The organism is Streptomyces sp. NPDC046876, from assembly GCF_040645035.1.
Taxonomy (GTDB): Bacteria; Actinomycetota; Actinomycetes; order Streptomycetales; family Streptomycetaceae; genus Streptomyces.
Window position 1 is genome coordinate 112,493 of record NZ_JBEYXK010000001.1, and the last position, 18,104, is coordinate 130,596.

Sequence of the window (18,104 nt, forward strand, 5' to 3'; positions counted from 1 at the left end):
CCTCGCCGGCGTTTGAGGCGTTGGGGGTACCCCCAGCGGTAGCTGGGGGAGGGTCCGGGGGCGGAGCCCCCGGTTTCGGGAAGGGGCGGGGCGGGGAGAAGCTCCGCGCAGCGGCCACCAACCGGCACGGCTCACAGCGCACCCCCGTCCAGCACCCCGCCGGAGGCACGGGTACGCGCCAGGTACGACGACGCCGCCTCCAGCTCCCCCGTCAGGGACTCCACGGTCGCCGCCATGCTCTCGGCGGCCTGCACCTTGAACGAGTCGATCGCGTCCAGCGTCCGGTAGATCTGCGCGAACGCCGCCCGCAACGTCTCCGCCCCCACCGCCGGATCGGCGGCGATCCGCTGGACCTCCCCGCTCTGCGAGGCCAGCATCTCCGCGTTGCCCCGGATCAGCTCCTCGGTCGTCGACCGCAGCGCCCCCACCTGCTCGACCACCCGCCGCTGGTTGTCCAGCGCCGAGGCCAGCATGACCGCGATCCGCAGCGCCGACACCGTGGTCGTCGCCGCCCGGTCCACGCCCCTGATCAGCTCGTCGTTGGTGCGCCGGACCACGTCCATCGCCAGATAGCCCTGCGCGCACACCGCCAGCTGGGTCAGCAGGTCCTGGTGCTTCTGCCGGACCGGGAAGAGCAGGTCGGCGCGGAGCGCGTCGGCCGCCTCCGGGTCCGTGGCGGAGGCTTGCGCGATCCGCTGCTCCACGGCCGCGTCCAGGGCCTCGGTGAGCACCGCGTACTCCTGGAGCCGGGCCATGGTCTCCCACAGCCGGGTCCGCTCGGTGTGCAGGGCCGCGTTGTCGCGGCGCAGCTCGTCCTGGCCGCCGCGCAGGGCGCCCACGATCCGGTTGAGGGTGGTCTGGGAGGAGGCGTACTTCGCCACGTGGTCGCGGAACCGGTTGCCGCCCGGCAGCTTCGCCAGCAGCTTGCGGGCCCCCTTGGCGGGGGTGTCCCGCGGGTCGAGGTCCTCGACGGTGCGCCGCAGCTCGACCAGCGAGCCCGCCACCCGGGCCTGGGCGTCGCCGCCCCCGCCCGGGCCGCCGGAGCCGGAGGGGCCGAGGGCGCGCACGGCCCGCTCCAGCATCCGGTTGGACTGTTGGGCGGCGGTGCGCATGTCGGCGGCGCCGAGCGCGGTGATCTCGCCGATGCGGCCGGCGAACTCGGGGGAGCGGGCGTCGATCCAGGCCAGGGCGTCGACGTACTCCCCGGCCCGGCGGGCCATCTCGTCGCGGACCCCGTCCTCGAGCGGGACCAGTCCGGCGGCCTGCTCCCGCTTCACGGCGGGCACGGGCTCGGGTGCGTTGAGGACGAGCGGGCCGTCCTCGGGAGGTGACAGTGTCATCGGTGGTGGTCCCCCTAGCCCTTGGCGCGCTCGGCCAGCGCCATGAGGATCTTGACGGTGGGTGCGCTGACCTGGCGGATGCCGGTCAGCTCCGGGTTGAGGTAGGCGCCGTGCGCGGCGGTCGCGGCGGTGAACTCGGGCACGCCGTCCTGCGGCCGGAACCCGTGCTTGACCGCGAGTGCGCGCAGCTTGGGGTCGGTGGCCAGCAGGGTGCCGAGCTCCCTGGCGCTCTCCTTGATCGGGACGAAGGTGTGCGGGGAGTTGACGGTGGTGTCCGGGTAGAGGACGACCATGTCGCCGGGGGCCTGCTTCTGCTGGACCAGGGCCGCCACCTGGGACTCGTACGCGAGGATGAGCGGTTCGCCGCTGCCGCTGATGAAGGCCCGGAACGGGTCGTCGGTGCTCGGCTCCAGGGCGCCCTGGACGGAGATCAGCTTCCGCATCAGGGGCGCGGTCCGCTCGATCGCCGCGTCGTCGGCGACGACCTTGTTGTCGTTGGCGACGTTGGAGGTGGCGGCGAGGAACAGCGCGCCGGAGTTGGAGGTGGCCGGGTCGGTGGTCTTGATGAACACGGTCCCGGTGAGCTCCGCGTACGGGGCGGAGCCGGGCAGCTGCTGCCAGGTGCGGTCCTCGCCGGCGGCCTTGAGGTAGGGGCCCATGAGCAGGGTCCCGGAGTTCTTGCCGGTCATCTTCACCAGGCCGCCGTCGGCGAGGACCTTGGCGGCGTTGGCGCGGGCGATGACGACGAGCGGGGAGAAGAAGGGCTTGGCGGTCTGCGCGCCCTTCACCCCGGCCGCGGCCTCGATCTCCGCCGCCGGCTCGCTGCTGCCCGGGAAGGCGAAGTCGTACTTGTCCAGGGCGAGTCGGTCCATCGCCCAGGAGCCGGAGGTCTCGGTCTGTACGGTGTAGCCCTTGTCCTTCAGGGCCTTGACGACGTCGGGATCGCGGAAGTACTCGGACTTCTCCGATCCGATCACGCCATGCACGGTCTTCGTTGCCGTGCCCCCGGTCCCGCCATCTCCTCGGAACGCGACGATGTAGATCACACCGCCGAGGAGGAGGACGGCCAGGGCGATTGCCAGGATGCGTCTCACGGGGGCAGCCTGCTCACGGAAACCCACATTCCACGGCGAGTTGGGTGAACGCCGGGTGACCAAGCGGTCCCACTTCGAAATGCCGTATGAATCGGCGGGTGCTGGCAGCGGGGGCGGCGGGCCGCCAGGATCGTGGCATGGCCGTGAGCGTGAGCGGGAGCGTGGGCGCGTTGAGGTGGCAGGGCTGGCTGGTCGGGCTGGTGGCCCTGGCCGCCGGGCTCGTGTTCGCCCCGTTGGGTCTGTACGTGTGGGCCAGCGGCGGCCCGGGCGGGGCGGGGGCGGCCGGAGCCGGTCCTCCGCGGGCCGCGGTGGAGGACGTACGGGTCAGCGGGTGCCGGGTCGATCCGGTGAGCCGGCGCGTGGTCGCCGCCGTGGAGGTGGCGGGCCGGCCCGGGGGCGTCGGCGCGTACGTCGTCACGGTGGAGTTCCGTGAGAAGGCCGAGGCGGCCCCGGGCGAGCGGGCGGCCCAGGCGCTGGTGAAGGTCCCGGGCGTCGCCCCGGGTGCCACGGAGCGCGGCGAGGCCGTCGGCCCGGTCTGGCCGGCGGCGACGGTGCCGTGGTGCGGCGTGGCGGGGGCGGAGTTCGAGCGGGCGCCGTGACGCGGGCGCAGGCCGGCCGCCCCGGCATGGCGCCCGGTCCGGAGCCTCCGCGGCCCCGGACCGGGGCCGGTCAGAGGCTGCCGGTCGGCTTCGGCAAGGCCAAGGCGGCGGCGTGCGCGTCCATGCGCTCGGCGGCGAGGATCGCGACGGTGGTGTCGGCGCGGGACGCGGCCACGACCAGCGCCCGGCCGGCGAGGTCGTGGGCCCGCTGGTGCAGCTTGGCGGGGTCCGCGGCCGCGGCGTGCGGCGCACGGGCGGGCTCGCTGCCACGCAGGCGCGCCACCTCGGCGGCGATGCGCGCGGCGGCACCGTCGAGGCCCAGCTCGTCGGTGACCGTGAGCAGGGCCGACAGGTGCCCCGCGAGCTGCATGTCCAGCGCCTCGGCGCGGCTGCTGTGCGGGTACCCGCCGGAGTGGTCGGCGTGATGGTCGGAGTGGCGGCCGCCCACACGGTGGACGGCCGGCTTGGTCCGGATCGGCTCGTACATAGGTGGCCTCCTGCGTGTCAGGAGACCATCCTACATTGGATTCGTTCTAAAGTTGTGCTTGATCTTGACTTGAGTCAGGTTGGAGCCCCGCTCGCGGCGGGCGCCGGGTCGCTGACGGCGCGGCTCTACGGCTGGCCGTACGGCTCTACGGCTGGCCGTACCCGTCCAGGAACTTCCCGATGCGTGTCACCGCGTCCGCCAGGTCCTTCGCGTTCGGCAGCGTCACGATGCGGAAGTGGTCCGGCTCGTGCCAGTTGAAGCCCGTACCGTGCACCACCATGATCTTCTCGGCGCGCAGGAGGTCCAGGACCATCTGGCGGTCGTCCTTGATCTTGTAGACGGCCGGGTCGAGCTTCGGGAACAGGTACAGCGCACCCTTCGGCTTCACGCAGGTGACGCCGGGGATCTGCGTCAGCAGGTCGTACGCGGTGTCGCGCTGCTCCAGCAGCCGGCCGCCCGGCAGCACCAGGTCCTCGATCGACTGCCGGCCGCCGAGGGCCGTCGCGACGGCGTGCTGCGAGGGCATGTTGGCGCACAGGCGCATGTTGGCCAGGATCGTCAGGCCCTCGATGTACGAGGCCGCGTGCTTCTTCGGGCCGCAGACCGCCATCCAGCCGGACCGGTACCCGGCGACGCGGTAGTTCTTGGACAGCCCGCTGAAGGTGAGGGTCAGCAGGTCCGGCGCGATCACGGCGGTGTTCGTGTGCGTGGCGCCGTCGTAGAGGATCCGGTCGTAGATCTCGTCGGAGCAGACGATCAGGTTGTGGCGGCGGGCGATGTCCGTCAGGCCGCGCAGCATCTCGTCGTCGTAGACGGCGCCGGTCGGGTTGTTCGGGTTGATGATCACGATCGCGCGGGTGCGGTCGGTGATCTTGCGCTCGATGTCGGCGAGGTCGGGCATCCAGTCGGACTGCTCGTCGCACCGGTAGTGCACGGCGGTGCCGCCGGCGAGGTTCACGGAGGCGGTCCACAGCGGGTAGTCCGGCGCCGGGACGAGCACCTCGTCGCCGTCGTCGAGCAGCGCCTGCATCGACATCTGGATCAGCTCGGAAACGCCGTTGCCGAGGTAGATGTCCTCGACGTCCAGGTCGATGCCCTTGGTCTGGTAGTGCTGCATGACCGCGCGGCGCGCGGAGAGCAGCCCCTTCGCGTCCCCGTAGCCGTGGGCGTTGCCCAGGTTGCGGAGCATGTCCTCGAGGATCTCCGGCGGGCACTCGAAGCCGAAGGCCGCGGGGTTGCCGGTGTTCAGCTTGAGGATGCGATGACCTGCTGCTTCGAGTCGCATGGCCTCTTCGAGCACGGGGCCGCGGATCTCGTAGCAGACATTGGCGAGTTTTGTTGACTGGATCACCTGCATGACGGGAGCTTACGGGCCTGGCGGCGGGCCCGCTGCGGTTTCCCGGCCGTGCCCGGGGAGGTGAAATGCCCCGATTCGCGGGATGGGAGGGTGGCGGCACGGTCCACCCTTGGAAACGGGTGCCGAGCCTGGCCCCGACCTGCGGAATCGTTGGGGTGCGGAGGGTGAGCGTCCGGTCGGTGTTGCGCTCGTCACCTCGGCTGGGGAGCGGGGCGGGGCGGCCGGGGAGTGTCAGTGGCCCTGCCTACCGTGGGCGGATGACACCGCTGCAGATCATCAAAGGGGACGCGACGAGTCCGCAGGCCAAGGGGCCGAAGATCATCGCCCATGTCTGCAACGACATCGGCGGCTGGGGCAAGGGCTTCGTCCTCGCCCTCTCGAAACGCTGGCCCGAGCCCGAGGCCGACTACCGGGCCTGGCACCGGGGGCGCGCCGGCAACGACTTCGGGCTGGGCGCGGTCCGGCTGGTCCGGGTCCGACCGGACACCTGGGTCGCCAACATGGTCGGCCAGCGCGGCATACGCACCGGCAGCGCCGGCGTCCCGATCCGCTACGACGCGGTGGAACGCTGCCTGGCCGCCCTCGCCGACCACGCCGTCGAGCTGGATGCCTCCGTCCACATGCCACGCATCGGCTGCGGCCTGGCGGGCGGCAAGTGGTCCCGCATCGAACCGCTGATCAGGGGGGCGCTGTGCGAGCGGGGGGTGGCGGTGACGGTGTACGACCACGGGTGAGGGGGCCTGGGGATGCGGGGGCTTGGGGATGTGGGGCCTGGGGCTTGGGGACGTGGGGGCTTGGGGTACGTGGCGGCTTGGGGCCGTGGGGGTTGCTCCGTTCAGGCGACGGCGGATCGATTCGGCAGGGGCAGGCCAGTGACCCGGAAGGCGGTGCGCCGGAAAGGTGGCTCCCACACGTTGTTGCTCCTTGTGAAGGGATTCCCTTTCCATGCGTTTTCGCAATGCCGCCGTCGCCGCCTTCGGCGCGCTGACCCTCGCCCTGGCCATCCCCGCCTCCGCGACCGCGGCCACGGGTAACTTCTACTACCTGTACAGCGGCCTGGACGGCCGCCCGCAGGTCGGCGTACTGGAGAACCCGGCCGGCGGGGAGTGCCACACCCTGCCCGAGGTCGCGGACCCGGACGCCAGCTCCCCGGCCCACTCGCCGCGCAACCTGACCAACTCGACGGCGGTGGTCTTCACCGAGCCCGACTGCACGGGCGACTACTACTCCCTCCGCCCGGGCGGCCGCGCAAGCGAACGCCTCCTCCTCCGCTCGGTCGTCTTCGGCTGAGCGCACCGGCTGGCGGCGGGCCCCCGGGCCGGGGCCGGCGGGGGGCTGGCCGGGGCTTCGGGGGGCGGGGGACCGGGCAGGGCGGGACGACTCGGCCGGCCGACCGGAGGCCGAGGGGGCGGCCGTTCCCGGGACGGGACCGGCTGGTCGGGCGGGGGCTGGGAGCGGGCCCGAGGGGCGGGGGCGCGTCTGCTGGGCGGGGGCCTCGTGGGAACGGGGTCACGGTGGGGCGGGGTCGGGGAGTGTCCGGGGGCTTCCCGGCCGCCCATTGTCCTTTCGGTTCGCGCCGGCCCGTCAAGGGCGCTCCTTCGTCGCGTCGCTTCGCGATGTCGCTACGCTCCACCCTTGACAGGCCGACACGAACCGAAATGCCAAAGAGCTGCCGGGAAGCCCCCGAAGGATGGCCAGGGGGTCAAGTCCAGCCCCCACCCTCGTCAGAGAGACCGATCGGGGTCCCGATGTGCAGAATCCTTCCTCCCCGCATTACCACCCCCGCCCGGCACCGGGCACGCGGGAAGGGGCTCCAACCTGCACGCGACTTCAATGAGACGGCTGCCAGGAGCGGGGAGCGCCCCAAATCGCTACGCGCTCCTCTCTTCTCGGCGTCCGGCCGCCGTCTTGGGCTGGTAGCGCACCAGTTCGCTACACGGTCCCGCACGTCTCAGCGTCCGACGGCCGTCTGGGGCTGGTGGGCGCGACAGATCGCTACGTGGCCCTGCTCGTCTCGGCGGCTGACGGCCACCTGTGGCCGGTAGGCGCGACAGATCGCTACACGGTCACTCACGTCTCGGCGGCAGACGACCGTCCGTGGCCGGTGCGCGCATCCGACCGCTACGTGCTGCCTCTTGCTTGGCGTCTGGCCGCCGTCTGGAGCTGTGACGTGGCGGATTGCGTCAGTGCGACACCCGGTCTGGCGGCTGGCCGCCGCCGTCTTGGCCTCATTTGTCGCGCGCCAACTTCCAGCGGACGGTTGGTCGCTGTGGTGAGCGCGCTTGTGCGGCCTCTTGGCGGCTCTTTGGGCGCGGACCGGAGCCGGACGCCGAACTGGCTGATGTGGGCAGCGGTCTGTTGCGCCCTGGCCGCCGTCGGCGGGCAGACGCTGAGGTAGAGGAGCCGCTTGTGTCGTTCGCGGCTTGTGTTTGGCCCCGTACCGGAGCGAGACGTCAATCGGATCGCTGTGGGCAGCGGTCTGTCGCGCCGACAGGGGGCGGACGCCGAGATGTCGGCAGCAGGCGGCGGCCTGACGGGCCCACCAGCCACGGACGGCCGCGAGAGAAGCGGCAGCACGCAGCGATCTGGGGCGTCTCCAGCCACGGACGGTCGTTTGCCGCCGAGAAGTGAGGGATCCAGCGGCGATCTGGTGCACTACCAGCCCTGGACGGCCGTCGGACGCTGAGATGTGGGAGGCCGTATAGCGATCTGTCGCGTCTACCAGCCCCAGGCGGCCGTCGGACGCCGAGAGGAGCAGGGCCACGTAGCGATCTGTCGCGTCTACCAGCCCCAGACGGCCGTCGGACGCCGAGACGTGCGGGACCGTGTAGCGAACTGGTGCGCTACCAGCCCCAGACGACGGCCGGACGCCGAGAAATGAGGAGCGCGTAGCGATCTGGGGCGCTCCCCGCTCCCGGCAGCCATTTTCTCGATGTTTGGTGCAGGGTGGAGCCCCTCGGCTGCGGAGAGGGCCCTTTCAGCGGGCCTTGGGGGCTTGGCTTCCCGCATGCCCGGTGCCGGGCGGGGTGGTGATGTGGGGAGGAAGGATTCTGCACATCGGGACCCGGGCTGCCCTCTCTGACGAGAGTGGAGGCTGGACTTGACCCCCTGGCCATCCTTCGGGGGCTTCCCGGCAGCTCTTTGGCATTTCGGGGTGGGACGGCGGGTCAAGGGTGGCCGAAGGCCATCGCGCAGCGACGCGACCGCAGGGAGCGCCCTTGACGCGCCGGCCCGCACCGAAAGGACAATGGGCGGCCGGGACGCCCCCGGACACTCCCCGACCCCGCCCCACCGTGACCCCGTTCCTGCGAGGCACCGGCCAGCCTTCCCCGGCCCGGCTCCGGGCAGGACCTCCGCTGTCCCCGCCCCGCCCCGCGCCGCCCCGGTCCCGCCCGGCCGAGCCCCGCCCTTTGGGCCCTGCCCCGGCCCGGCCCGCCGCCCCGCCGCTAGCGGTCCGGCCCCGCGCCGCGGTCCAGGATCACCACCGGGATCGTGCGGGGGGACTCCGACTGGTAGTCGTCGAAGGCGGGCCACAGGGCGGTCAGGGCCGGCCAGTACGCCTCGCGCTCGTGCGGGGTGGCCGTGCGGGCCTCGGCGCAGCAGACCGTGCGGCCGATCTGGACCCGGACCTCGGGGTGTGCCGTCAGGTGGCGGTACCAGCAGGGGTGCTCCGGGGCGCCCCAGGCCGCCGCCGCGACGACCAGCCTGCGCTCGTCCTCGGTGTAGATCAGCGGGGTGCGGGCGGTGCGGCCCGTCGCGCGGTCCAAGGTGGTGAGGAGGAGCGTGGGCACGCCGTGCCAGAGGTGGCCGTCCTCTCCGCCGGTCCGCACGTAGTCGCGTACGTGGTCTCGCGCGAGGGGCGGCGCCGGGTCGGCGGGGTGGTCCCAGTCGATGGTGATCGTCTGCATGCTGCCTCCGAGTAACGACCCCCCGGAGGCTTAACGATCCTTCATCCGATCCGGATGCGGCCCCCGCGACACGTCGCGGTACGGCGGATCGTCGCCCCGATCGCGTGCGGGCGGCCGGCCGCTGCGAGTACGGCCGGCCGCCCGGTGGACACTGCCGGTGACCTCGCCCCCTGCCTTACGGGAGGAAGCGCTCGATGACCCTCGGGCCTTCCTTCTCGATCAGTTGCCGGGCCTTCTCGACCCGCTCCGGAGTCGGGTCGGCGCCCGTCGCCATGACGAGGTCCTCGGGGTCGTAAGCCCGCTCGCCGCCCGTGAACAGCTTGGACGACGGAGTGACGGTCTCACGCTGCTGGTCCGATTCACTTCCCATCGGTTACCTCCTGCGTAGGTCCCCCCAGTGCCCCCATACTCCGGCGCCTTCCCCATGAACGCATGTCGGCACACCGAACCCGGCCCGCCGGCGCGCTACGCCGCCAGCGCGCCCAGGACCGCCAGTACGGCGATGGTGGCGCAGACGGTCAGGTTGACCGCCCTGTGCTCCCAGAACACCGCGACGAACTCGCGGATCGTCGCGCTCGGCCAGAAGTAGCGGGCGGTCGCCGAGCCCAGCACCTGGCCGTTCACCCCGGCCCTGCGGGCCGTCATCGCCGCGCGGAAGGCGTGGAAGTTGTTGGTGACGACGACGCACCGGTAGTCCGGGTCGGCGGCCTCCATGATCGCGCGGCTGAACTCGAGGTTCTCCCGCGTCGTGCGGGAGCGGTCCTCCAGCACGATCTGCTCCCGCGGCACCCCCGACGCGATCAGCCAGTCGGCCATCGCCCGCGCCTCCGACAGCTTCTCGTCCGACCCCCGTCCCCCCGAGGCCAGCAGCAGCGGCACCCGGCCGCCGCGCGCCGCCTGCACGTCCTGGATCTGCCGGCCCTTCGCCAGCCGGGACGCCAGCAGCGGCGGCACCCGCTCGCCGTCGATCAGGCCCGAGCCCAGCACCACCACGTAGTCCACGTCCCCGCGGACCCGGATCCGCCCGTACAGGAACGCGTACGCGAGGAAGCAGAGGAAGAGGAACGAGACGTAGCCGACGAGCAGGACCAGCCCCGCGGCGAGGGTGTCCATGGCCCGCGAGCCGTGGCCGGCCACGGTGAGGACCAGGGCGATCAGGGCGAAGATCCCGATGCCGGCGGCGAGGGAGAGGAGGTTGGTGGGGCTGCGCCCCTCCTTGCGGACCATGGTCAGGCCGTTGCCGATCAGGAAGCAGCCCAGCGCGAGCGTGCCGAGCACCGGTACGAGGAGGACCAGCGCCCAGGCGGTGATCGCGAGCGGCCCGGGCAGCGCCGGTATCAGGAACAGCACCCCGAGCGAGGCGGATATGAGGGTCAGCCCCAGCAGGACCGCGTTGCGGAAGCGCCTGCGGTCGGCCCGGACGCTCACCAGGAAGAGGACGAGGAGTACGGCGGCGGGCAGGAACGGGATCGCGATCACGCAGCCATCGTAGGGAGACGGCCCGTCAGGGCGGGAGCGTCCCGCCACATCGGCGGCCCGACGCGCCCGCCCCGTCGGCAGCCCAACCCGCGGGGCACCGGCGGGAGATGGCGACGCCGTCGGCCACCGGCGGGAGATGCCGGCGCGCCCCGCCGCCCCCTCACCGCCCCCCGTGCCGCGTCCTGCGGATGGCGCGGCCCGCCAGGGTGTTCGTGCGGCGGCCGTCGTGCATGACGAAGCGGCCGTCGATCAGGACGTGCGGGATGCCGGCCGGCAGGGTGCGCGGGTTGTCGTACGTGGCCCCGGCCGCCACCGTCGCCGGGTCGAACAGGACGAGGTCGGCGCGGTGGCCCACCCGCACCAGGCCCCGGTCCGGCAGCCGCAGCCGGGCCGCCGGGCGGCCCGCCAGGTGGGCCACGCACTCCTCCAGCGAGAGCACGCGGAGCTCGCGCACGTACCGGCCGAGGTAGTGCGGGAAGGTGCCGTACGCCCGCGGGTGCGGCTTCGCGCCCTGCAGGATCCCGTCGGAGCCGCCGGTGTGGGCGGGGTGGCGGATGACGGCCCGGACGTTCTCCTCGTGCCCGACGTGCTGCAGGACGGTCGTCCCGAGCCGGTCCGCCAGGAGCAGCCGCCGGGCGGCCTCCCAGTCCCGCAGCCGGGTGCCCGCGTACGCGCCGAGCGCCGGGTCCGCCGTGCCCGAGACCTCCACGGCCGTCCAGTCGACGGGGACGCCGTGGCAGCCGTCGGACCCGGTCACCTCCAGCGCGTGCCGGATCCGCTCCGCCTCGGCGTCGTCGCGCAGCCGCGCCAGGGCCGCGTCCGGGCCGCCCTCGCCGGCCCAGCTCGGCAGCAGCGCCGCGAGGGTCGTGCAGCCGGGGGTGTACGGGTAGGTGTCGAGGGTGATGTCGGCGCCGCCGGCCAGCGCCGTGTCGAGCAGGGCGAGCAGCTCGGGGGCCCGGCCCTGGTTCTCGGGGAAGTTCAAGGTGGCGTGCGCGAGGTGCAGCGCGCAGCCCGCCTCCCGCGCCACGGCGACCATCTCGGCGTACGCGGCGAGCGCCCCGCGCCCGTACGAGCGGTGGTGGGGGCAGTAGTAGCCGCCGTAGGCGGCCACCACGCGGCACAGCTCCGTCAGCTCGGCGCCGGAGGCGTACGCGCCGGGGGTGTAGGTGAGCCCCGAGGACATCCCGACCGCGCCCTGTGCGAGCCCCTCGGCGACGAGCGCGCGCATCCGGTCGAGCTCGGCCGGCGTCGCGGGCCGGTCGCCCCAGCCGACCGCGTACGCGCGTACGGTGCCCTGCGGGACGAGGTAGGCGGCGTTGACGGCGATGCCGGCGCTATCGAGCCGGTCGAGGTAGCCGCCGACGCTGCGCCAGGTGAAGTCGGCGTCCTCGCCGGGGCCGTTCCAGCCGGTGATGGCCGCCCGCACGCCCGCCAGGGTGCGGTCGTCGACCGGCGCGTACGAGAGCCCGTCCTGGCCGAGGACCTCCAGGGTGATCCCCTGGGCCGCCTTCGCGCTGTGGTCCGGGTCGCGCAGCAGGGCCAGGTCGCTGTGGGCGTGCATGTCGACGAAGCCGGGGGCCAGCGCCAGGCCGTGCGCGTCGAGGGTGCGCCGCCCGCCGCTGCGGATCCGGCCGATCTCGGCGATCCGGCCCTCGTGGACGCCCACGTCGGCGGTGTACGAGGGCCCGCCCGTGCCGTCGACGACGCGGGCTCCCCGTAGCACCAGGTCCATCAGAAGAAGGTGCGCACGAACTCGGTGACGGTGCCGTCGGCCTCCACGACCGGGATCAGCGGCCACTTCTCGAAGATGGTGCAGGGGTGGGACATGCCGAGCGCGACCCAGTCGCCGACGTCGACCGCGTCGGCGGAGTCGGTCTCCAGCCAGGCGTGCTGGTCGGACAGCTTCACCACGCGCACTCCCTCGGCGGGCCGCTCCTCGCCGGTCAGGGCGTCGCGGACCAGCTCGGCCTCGGGCAGGCCGAGGTCGTAGGCGACGTCGCGCTTGCCGGCGTTGACGAAGGCCTGGGTGGGCGAGGGCCGGGAGACCACCTGGGTCCACAGCCGGAACGCCGGCCGCAGCCCGCCCTCCTGCGGGATCCGGTTGAAGGGGGTGAGGCGGGTGTACCAGCCGTGGTCGTGGGAGACGTACGCGCCGGAGCGCAGCAGCCGCAGCGTGGGCCGGGACAGCTCCGGCAGCTCGGCGAAGACGTCGGCGACGGCGTCGAACCAGGCGGAGCCGCCCGCGCTGACGATGATCTCCTCGAGGTCGGGGCCGAAGCGGCCGGCCTTGTCGAACTCGACGGCCAGGGCGGTCATCCGGCGCAGGTAGGCGTGGACGGACTCCGGGTTCGCGTCCGGCACCTCGGCCTCGTATCCGGCGATGCCGACCAGGCGCAGGGCGGTGGCGTCGGCGACGGCGTCGGCGACCGCCCGGCAGTCGTCGTCGCTGCGGGCGCCGGTGCGGGCGCCCTCGCCGGCGCCGAGCTCGATCACGACGTCGAGGACCGCGGAGTGGTCGCGAAGGGCCCGGTCCATGAGGTGGACGCCGCGTACGGAGTCCACGTAGCAGACGAACCGGAAGTCGGGGTCCGCGGCGAGCTCCTCGGCGACCCAAGCCAGGGCGGCGGGGTCGACGAGCTCGTTGGCGAGGAAGATCCGCTGGATGCCGAAGGCGCGGTAGACGCGGGCCTGGTGGGGGACGGCGGCGGTGATGCCCCAGGCGCCGTGCTCCAGCTGGCGCTCGAACAGCTGCGGCGCCATGCAGGTCTTGCCGTGCGGGGCGAAGGCCAGGTGGTGCCGGGCGGCGTACTCGCCGAGGGCGGTGAGGTTGTGCTCCAGCGCCTCGGCGTCGAGGGTCAGGACGGGGGTGGTGAAGCCGCCGGTGTGCAGGTTCCGGTGCTGGGCCGCGAGGGCGCCCACCGTGAGGGCGGCGCGCTCGGCGTCCGGGGGCAGGCCCTTGAATCGGTGGTCTACCGGCTCGTCGGCGAGCCTGCGGACGGCGTCGCTGCCCATGCGGATCCTCCTCGTATTGCGTTGCATCGCACCGTTGCGTTGATTGTCCGCAACGTCCGTTGCGGGTGGTGCTGGTGCTTCTGCTGTCTAACATCCGCGATGACGACGGGTCAACGTGCCGCGGTTGCAGGCGAGGACAGGGTGTGAGCCACTCGGTGGAGCGGGGCGCCCCCCTGGTGGCGGGGGCGCCCCGGTGTCGCGCGTCCTCTAGGCGGCGGCTACGAGCAGTACTGGGCCGCCTTGCCGATGGAGCGGTACATGCAGTCCGCGTTCTCCAGCAGCTGGAGAACGGCGTCGCGGTTGCGTGCGGTCTCGCGGTCGATGACCTCGTCGGGCGGGTAGAAGCCGCCTCCGCCGCCGGTGTCGGACGGGTACATCTCGAAGGTGTAGGCGAAGATCTTCTGGTTGCCCCACAGCCAGTCGTCGATGGTGCCGTCGGTGATGTACAGGTCGCTGGACTGCTCCGGCGTGTAGCCGTTGCTGTTGGCCATGCTCGTGCCGATGGTCTTGTACACGGCGAGGTCGTCGGCGGTCATGCCGGGCGCCGTGTCGTTGTAGGTCCACCCGAACGGCCACAGCACCAGTTCGCTGTAGGTGTGGAAGTCGATGGCGGCGGTGATCTGCTGCTTGCCGCCGACGACGCGGCTGCGGACGAAGTCCGAGACGACCTTCACCTCGGGCGCGGACTCGGGGGCCGAGCCGCGGTAGGTCTCGGAGCTCTTGCTGCCGCTGGAGCCGCCGCAGCAGCCCCACTTGTAGTTCCAGTTGCGGTTCTCGTCGGTGCCGTACGAGGAGGAGCCGGAGTTCGGCTGCCGGTTCTTGCGCCAGGAGCGGTAGGAGCCGGTGGCGATGTCGTACTCGCCGCCGTCCGGGTTGAGGTCGGGGACGACCCAGATCTCGCGGCTGTTGACGAGGTTGGTGATGCGGGAGTCGGTGCCGTACTTGGAGCCGAACTCGTTGAGCAGGTAGAGCGCCATCTCGACGGTCAGGTGCTCGCGGGCGTGCTGGTGGTGGGTGAAGAGGACCTCGGGCTCGTTCTCGTCCGTCGCGACGTTGTCGCTGATCTTGATGGCGACGATGTCGCGGCCCTGGTACGACTTGCCGATCACCTTCTTGCTCATGATCGAGGGGTACTGGGCGATGCGCTGGTCGATCTCGGCGCTCGCCTCCGCGTAGTTGTGGTACTTCGAGTCCGCGGACGGGAAGTCCATCGGGTTCGCCACGACCCCCCGTTCGGAGCGGTCCGGCGGGCCGGGCAGGGCGGTCAGCTTGTACCCGAGCCCGCGCAGGGTCCTGGCCTGCTGTGCGTCGGCGCTGACGACGACCGAGCGGGCGTCGACCTCGTCGATGGAGACACCCGTACGGAGCAGGGCGGTTCGCTCGGCCGGGGTGGCCGGGCCCTTGATCTCGTACTGGGCGGTCGTGTCGTCGAGGGTGGCCGTCGAGGGGGTGGGCGGCGGGGCCGCCGTCGCGCTGAGGCCGTAGGCGGGTGCGCCGAGAGCGAGAGCGAGCAGGGCCGCCGTGACGGCGGCCCTGCGTCGTGTGTGGAGCCGCATGCGTTCTCCTGGGTGGGGAGTGTGGGGGTAGCCGTGCGGACGCGCACAGCGTGCTCTTATGGCATGTCCCGGTCAAGGGCCGGAATTCGGCCAGATTCCGCGAAGGCCACCCCCACACGTACCGCCTACGGCAGGCTGTGAACCTTCGGACCCACCGCGTTGGACCAAGCGTTCCCCGCCTTGGCGTCCCAGTTGGTCGACCAGGTCATCGCCCCGCGCAGCCCCGGCCAGGTCCGCGCCGGCTTGAAGGACCCGCAGTTCACGCCCCTGGCCAGGCAGTCGAGGGCGTTGTTCACGACGGCCGGCGGTACGTAGCCGCTGCCCGCGCCGCTCGGCGAGGCCGGCACGCCGATGCCCACCTGCGAGGGATCGAGGCCGCCCTCCAGTTGGATGCAGGCCAGCGCGGTGAGGAAGTCCACCGAGCCCTGGGAGTAGACCTTGCCGTCGCAGCCGTTCATCGAGCCGCTGTTGTAGTACTGCATGTTGACGACGGTGAGGATGTCCTTGACGTTCAGGGCCGTCTTGAAGTAGCCGCCCTGCGTCGACTGCATGTCGATCGTCTGCGGGGCCATCGTGAGGACGAGCGAGGGGCCCGCCTTCGCCGACAGCGCGCGCAGCGCCTGGGTCATGTAGGTCGGGTCGAGGCCGTTCTCCAGGTCGATGTCGATGCCGGCGAAGCCGTACTCCTGCATCAGCGCGTACGCCGAGTTCGCCAGGTTCGCCGCGGAGGCCGAGTCGTTCACCGTGATGGTGCCCTTCTCGCCGCCGATCGAGAGGACGACGGACTTGCCGGCCGCCTTCTTCGCGGCGATGTCCGCCTTGAACTGCGCGACGGTGTAGCCGCCGAGTCCGGCCGAGTCGAGGGTGAAGGAGATCGCGCCGGGCGTGGCGGTGGCGTCGGCGAAGGAGACGGCGATGATGTCGTACTGCGACGGGACGTCGGAGATCTTCTGGACGGTCGCGCCGTTGTTGAAGTTCTGCCAGTAGCCGGTCAGGGCGTGCTTGGGCACGGCCGGGTTCGGGTTCGGGTTGCCGCCGCCGGTCGTGGTGCCGGTCACCGGGGCGGACTTCGGGCCCTCGCCCGCCGCGTTGTACGCGCTCACCTGGAAGGAGTACGAGGTGGAGGCGGCCAGCCCGGTGATCCGGGCGGGCGGGGCGGTCACGGTCTGGACGCGGACGCCGTCCTGGTGGACGTAGTAGCCCGCGGCCCCGCTGACCGCGTTCCACGAAAGGGTGAGGGCGTCCGCGCTCTGGCCGGAAACGGCGGCGCCGGCCGGGGCGCCGGGGAGCGAGGGGCCGGGGTCGGTGGGGCCGCCGCCGTCCGGGCCGAAGACGCTGAACTCATCCACGGTGTAGGCCGGCTGGCCGTACCAGCCGTGGGTCCAGACCGTGACCTGGGTGGTGTTCGGGCCGGTGGTGAAGGTCGTGAGGAGCTTCTGCCAGCCGCCGCCCGAGCCGGGGGTCCAGGTGGACACGTCCTGGGTGCCGGTCCCGGTCGCGCCGAGGTACACGTAACTGCCCTGGACCTGCGTGCTGAGGGTGTACGTCGAGTTCGGCTTGACCGTGACGGTCTGGCTGCACTGCGCGTTGTCCTGGCCCGCCGGAGCGGCCCGCAGGGCGGCGGCCCCGGCGTAGACCGGTGAGGGGACGACGGCGCCGCTGCCGGAGCTGCAGTTCCAGTGCACGAGGCCGGACTCGAAGCCGCCGTTGCGGGCGACGTTGATGTCGGCGGCCTCTGCGGTGCCGGTGGCCAGGGCGGTCAGGCCGCCGGCGGTGAGCGTCGCCGCGCCGAGCAGGGCGAGGGAGCGTATGCGGTTCACGTGGGCTCCGTGGGGGGAGGAGGTGGGGAGAGGGAGCGGGGAGGTGAGGGGTGCTCAAGAGGGGTCGGGGCCGTGGGGGGTGGCGTGTGGGGGACCCCGCAGACAAGTTGGTCCAGACCAATCCTGGTGTCAATACTCTTTGCAATCTGGCTTGAACTGATCGGTCGTCCGATCCCGGATGTCCGGGTTTTCCGCAACCTGTGACATGTGCTCCTGGCACAGGAATTCCCAAGGCCCTGACTCCTCGGCAGGGACGCGGATATGGTTCCGGTGCAAGGGGGAAGCGCGCGAGGCGTTTGCGGTCGCGCAGGGTGTGCGCGTACGCGGCGACCGCGTGAACGTGTGTGGCGTACGGGGTGAACAGGGGGATTCGCTGTGCCGATCGCCATTGCCGTCACCAGCGCCGATCTGGTGCTGCCGGCCCCTGACCGGCACACACCGCCGGCCGCCGTCATCGGCCCGCCCGGGCAGCTCGACCTCGAAGGCGCCCTCACCGAGACCAGCGCCCTGCTGGAGCGCCACGGCCACGTCCTGGCCGTCGTCCCGCCCTGGCTGCCGCCCGCCACCGTCCGCCGGATGCACACCGTGCGCGCCATCCTGGAAACCGACCGGATCGCGCTCCTCGACGTCGACCTGCCGCCCCTGGCCACCGCCCTGCTGGTACGCCAGCTGCGCCAGCTCAGCGTCTGCGACTTCAGCCCCGGCGTCGTCGCCGCGTCCGCCCGCCTGCTGTCGCACTACATCCACGCCGGGGCCCTGCTCGGCTCGGTCGCCAAGCTCGACCGGGTCCCGGTCGGACTGAAGGCGCACGCCCGCTCCTGGTCGCCGAGCGCCCAGTTCGCCGTCCTGGCGCACCCGACGCCCGCGGTGCTGCGGCTGACGGGCGGGAGCGGGAGCGGGGGCGTGAGCGCGGGTGCGGGCTCGGGCGCGGGGGCCGGCGCGGGCGGACGGGCCGCCCGCGGGGGCCGGGGCGGCCGGGGCAGCCACGGCGGGCGCGGGCGCGGGTCGCGCGGGGCCGCGGGTACGGCGCTCGCGGCCGGCGCCGGCGGCGCGGGCGGCGCGCTGGACGGGCTGCCGCCCGGGCCCGCCTTCGCCACCCACCTCACCTTCGCGCGCGGCCAGCTCGCCTCCGACTGGGTGACTGCCGAACTGGCCCCCGCCTGGCAGGTCCAGGGCGTCATGGAGAACCCGCTCCCGGCCGACTCGCCCTCCTGGTGGGCCACGCCCAAGCTCGTGGAGTTCGCCGCCGGCATCCCGGACCTGTCCGTCCTCTACCAGCTGGTCGCCTCCGTACGCCGCGACGAGTGCCGATGGTGCGGCCTCGAACTCATCGGCGATCGGTGCGGCTTCTGCTCCGCACCCCTCACCGCGCCGCCCGCCGCAGCGCCGCCGCCGACCGGGGACGCGGCCGCAGGCACCTCCCGCACGCGCGCAAGACACTGACCGACCGGC

At 72.7% G+C, this 18,104-nt stretch carries 15 protein-coding genes; 4 read left to right on the top strand and 11 right to left on the bottom strand.

Going from position 1 to position 18,104, the window contains the following annotated elements:
* Nucleotides 1–131: 131 nt before the first annotated feature.
* Both ABZ924_RS00520 and ABZ924_RS00525 read right to left on the bottom strand, forming a co-directional pair.
* The gene (locus tag ABZ924_RS00520; RefSeq protein WP_361901748.1) at nt 132–1,340 is read right to left on the bottom strand and encodes a toxic anion resistance protein; all 1,209 of its coding nucleotides are present in this window, start codon (nt 1,338–1,340) and stop codon (nt 132–134) included.
* 14 nt (nt 1,341–1,354) lie between these two features.
* Nucleotides 1,355–2,434 carry a substrate-binding domain-containing protein gene (locus tag ABZ924_RS00525; RefSeq protein WP_361901749.1) on the bottom strand — a complete coding sequence of 360 codons (1,080 nt, stop codon included), beginning with the start codon at nt 2,432–2,434 and terminating at the stop codon, nt 1,355–1,357.
* A gap of 137 nt (nt 2,435–2,571) precedes the next feature.
* Here ABZ924_RS00525 and ABZ924_RS00530 point away from each other — a divergent pair, with 137 nt between their 5' ends.
* Complete coding sequence (locus tag ABZ924_RS00530; RefSeq protein ID WP_361901750.1) at nt 2,572–3,033, top strand: hypothetical protein; 462 nt, start codon at nt 2,572–2,574, stop codon at nt 3,031–3,033.
* Nucleotides 3,034–3,103: 70 nt separating this feature from the next.
* On the opposite strand, the gene ABZ924_RS00535 is transcribed toward ABZ924_RS00530, so the two are convergent.
* On the bottom strand, nt 3,104–3,520 hold the full coding sequence (locus tag ABZ924_RS00535; RefSeq protein WP_361901751.1) for a hypothetical protein: 417 nt from the start codon (nt 3,518–3,520) through the stop codon (nt 3,104–3,106).
* Nucleotides 3,521–3,665: 145 nt separating this feature from the next.
* Nucleotides 3,666–4,877 carry a pyridoxal phosphate-dependent aminotransferase gene (locus ABZ924_RS00540; protein ID WP_361901752.1) on the bottom strand — a complete coding sequence of 404 codons (1,212 nt, stop codon included), beginning with the start codon at nt 4,875–4,877 and terminating at the stop codon, nt 3,666–3,668.
* 257 nt (nt 4,878–5,134) lie between these two features.
* Between ABZ924_RS00540 and ABZ924_RS00545 the strand changes: the two genes are divergently transcribed.
* Entirely contained in the window at nt 5,135–5,611 is a 477-nt protein-coding gene (locus tag ABZ924_RS00545; protein ID WP_361901754.1) for a macro domain-containing protein, read from the top strand.
* Between the two features lie 211 nt (nt 5,612–5,822).
* On the top strand, nt 5,823–6,167 hold the full coding sequence (locus ABZ924_RS00550) for a hypothetical protein (RefSeq protein WP_361901756.1): 345 nt from the start codon (nt 5,823–5,825) through the stop codon (nt 6,165–6,167).
* 2,156 nt (nt 6,168–8,323) lie between these two features.
* Here ABZ924_RS00550 and ABZ924_RS00555 read toward each other — a convergent pair.
* The 7 genes from ABZ924_RS00555 to ABZ924_RS00585 all read right to left on the bottom strand — a co-directional run bounded on the left by ABZ924_RS00555 (nt 8,324) and on the right by ABZ924_RS00585 (nt 16,652).
* Entirely contained in the window at nt 8,324–8,785 is a 462-nt protein-coding gene (locus ABZ924_RS00555) for a nitroreductase family deazaflavin-dependent oxidoreductase (RefSeq protein WP_361901758.1), read from the bottom strand.
* A 175-nt stretch (nt 8,786–8,960) separates the two neighbouring features.
* On the bottom strand, nt 8,961–9,155 hold the full coding sequence (locus tag ABZ924_RS00560; protein ID WP_361901759.1) for a hypothetical protein: 195 nt from the start codon (nt 9,153–9,155) through the stop codon (nt 8,961–8,963).
* Nucleotides 9,156–9,250: 95 nt separating this feature from the next.
* Nucleotides 9,251–10,255 carry a YdcF family protein gene (locus ABZ924_RS00565; protein ID WP_361902347.1) on the bottom strand — a complete coding sequence of 335 codons (1,005 nt, stop codon included), beginning with the start codon at nt 10,253–10,255 and terminating at the stop codon, nt 9,251–9,253.
* A 169-nt stretch (nt 10,256–10,424) separates the two neighbouring features.
* Nucleotides 10,425–11,996: a D-aminoacylase gene (locus ABZ924_RS00570; RefSeq protein WP_361901761.1), complete on the bottom strand. Its 1,572-nt coding sequence runs from the start codon at nt 11,994–11,996 to the stop codon at nt 10,425–10,427.
* A complete protein-coding gene (locus ABZ924_RS00575; RefSeq protein ID WP_361901762.1) occupies nt 11,996–13,276 on the bottom strand; it encodes an alanine racemase in 1,281 nt (426 codons plus the stop codon). The genes ABZ924_RS00570 and ABZ924_RS00575 overlap by 1 nt, the downstream gene beginning before the upstream one ends.
* A gap of 218 nt (nt 13,277–13,494) precedes the next feature.
* Entirely contained in the window at nt 13,495–14,832 is a 1,338-nt protein-coding gene (locus tag ABZ924_RS00580; protein WP_361901764.1) for a M14 family metallopeptidase, read from the bottom strand.
* 125 nt (nt 14,833–14,957) lie between these two features.
* Nucleotides 14,958–16,652 (bottom strand): glycosyl hydrolase family 18 protein, encoded by a 1,695-nt coding sequence (locus ABZ924_RS00585; protein ID WP_361901766.1) that lies wholly within the window; start codon nt 16,650–16,652, stop codon nt 14,958–14,960.
* A 375-nt stretch (nt 16,653–17,027) separates the two neighbouring features.
* On the opposite strand from ABZ924_RS00585, the gene ABZ924_RS00590 reads away from it, so the two are divergent.
* On the top strand, nt 17,028–18,095 hold the full coding sequence (locus ABZ924_RS00590; RefSeq protein WP_361901768.1) for a hypothetical protein: 1,068 nt from the start codon (nt 17,028–17,030) through the stop codon (nt 18,093–18,095).
* Nucleotides 18,096–18,104 lie beyond the last annotated feature (9 nt).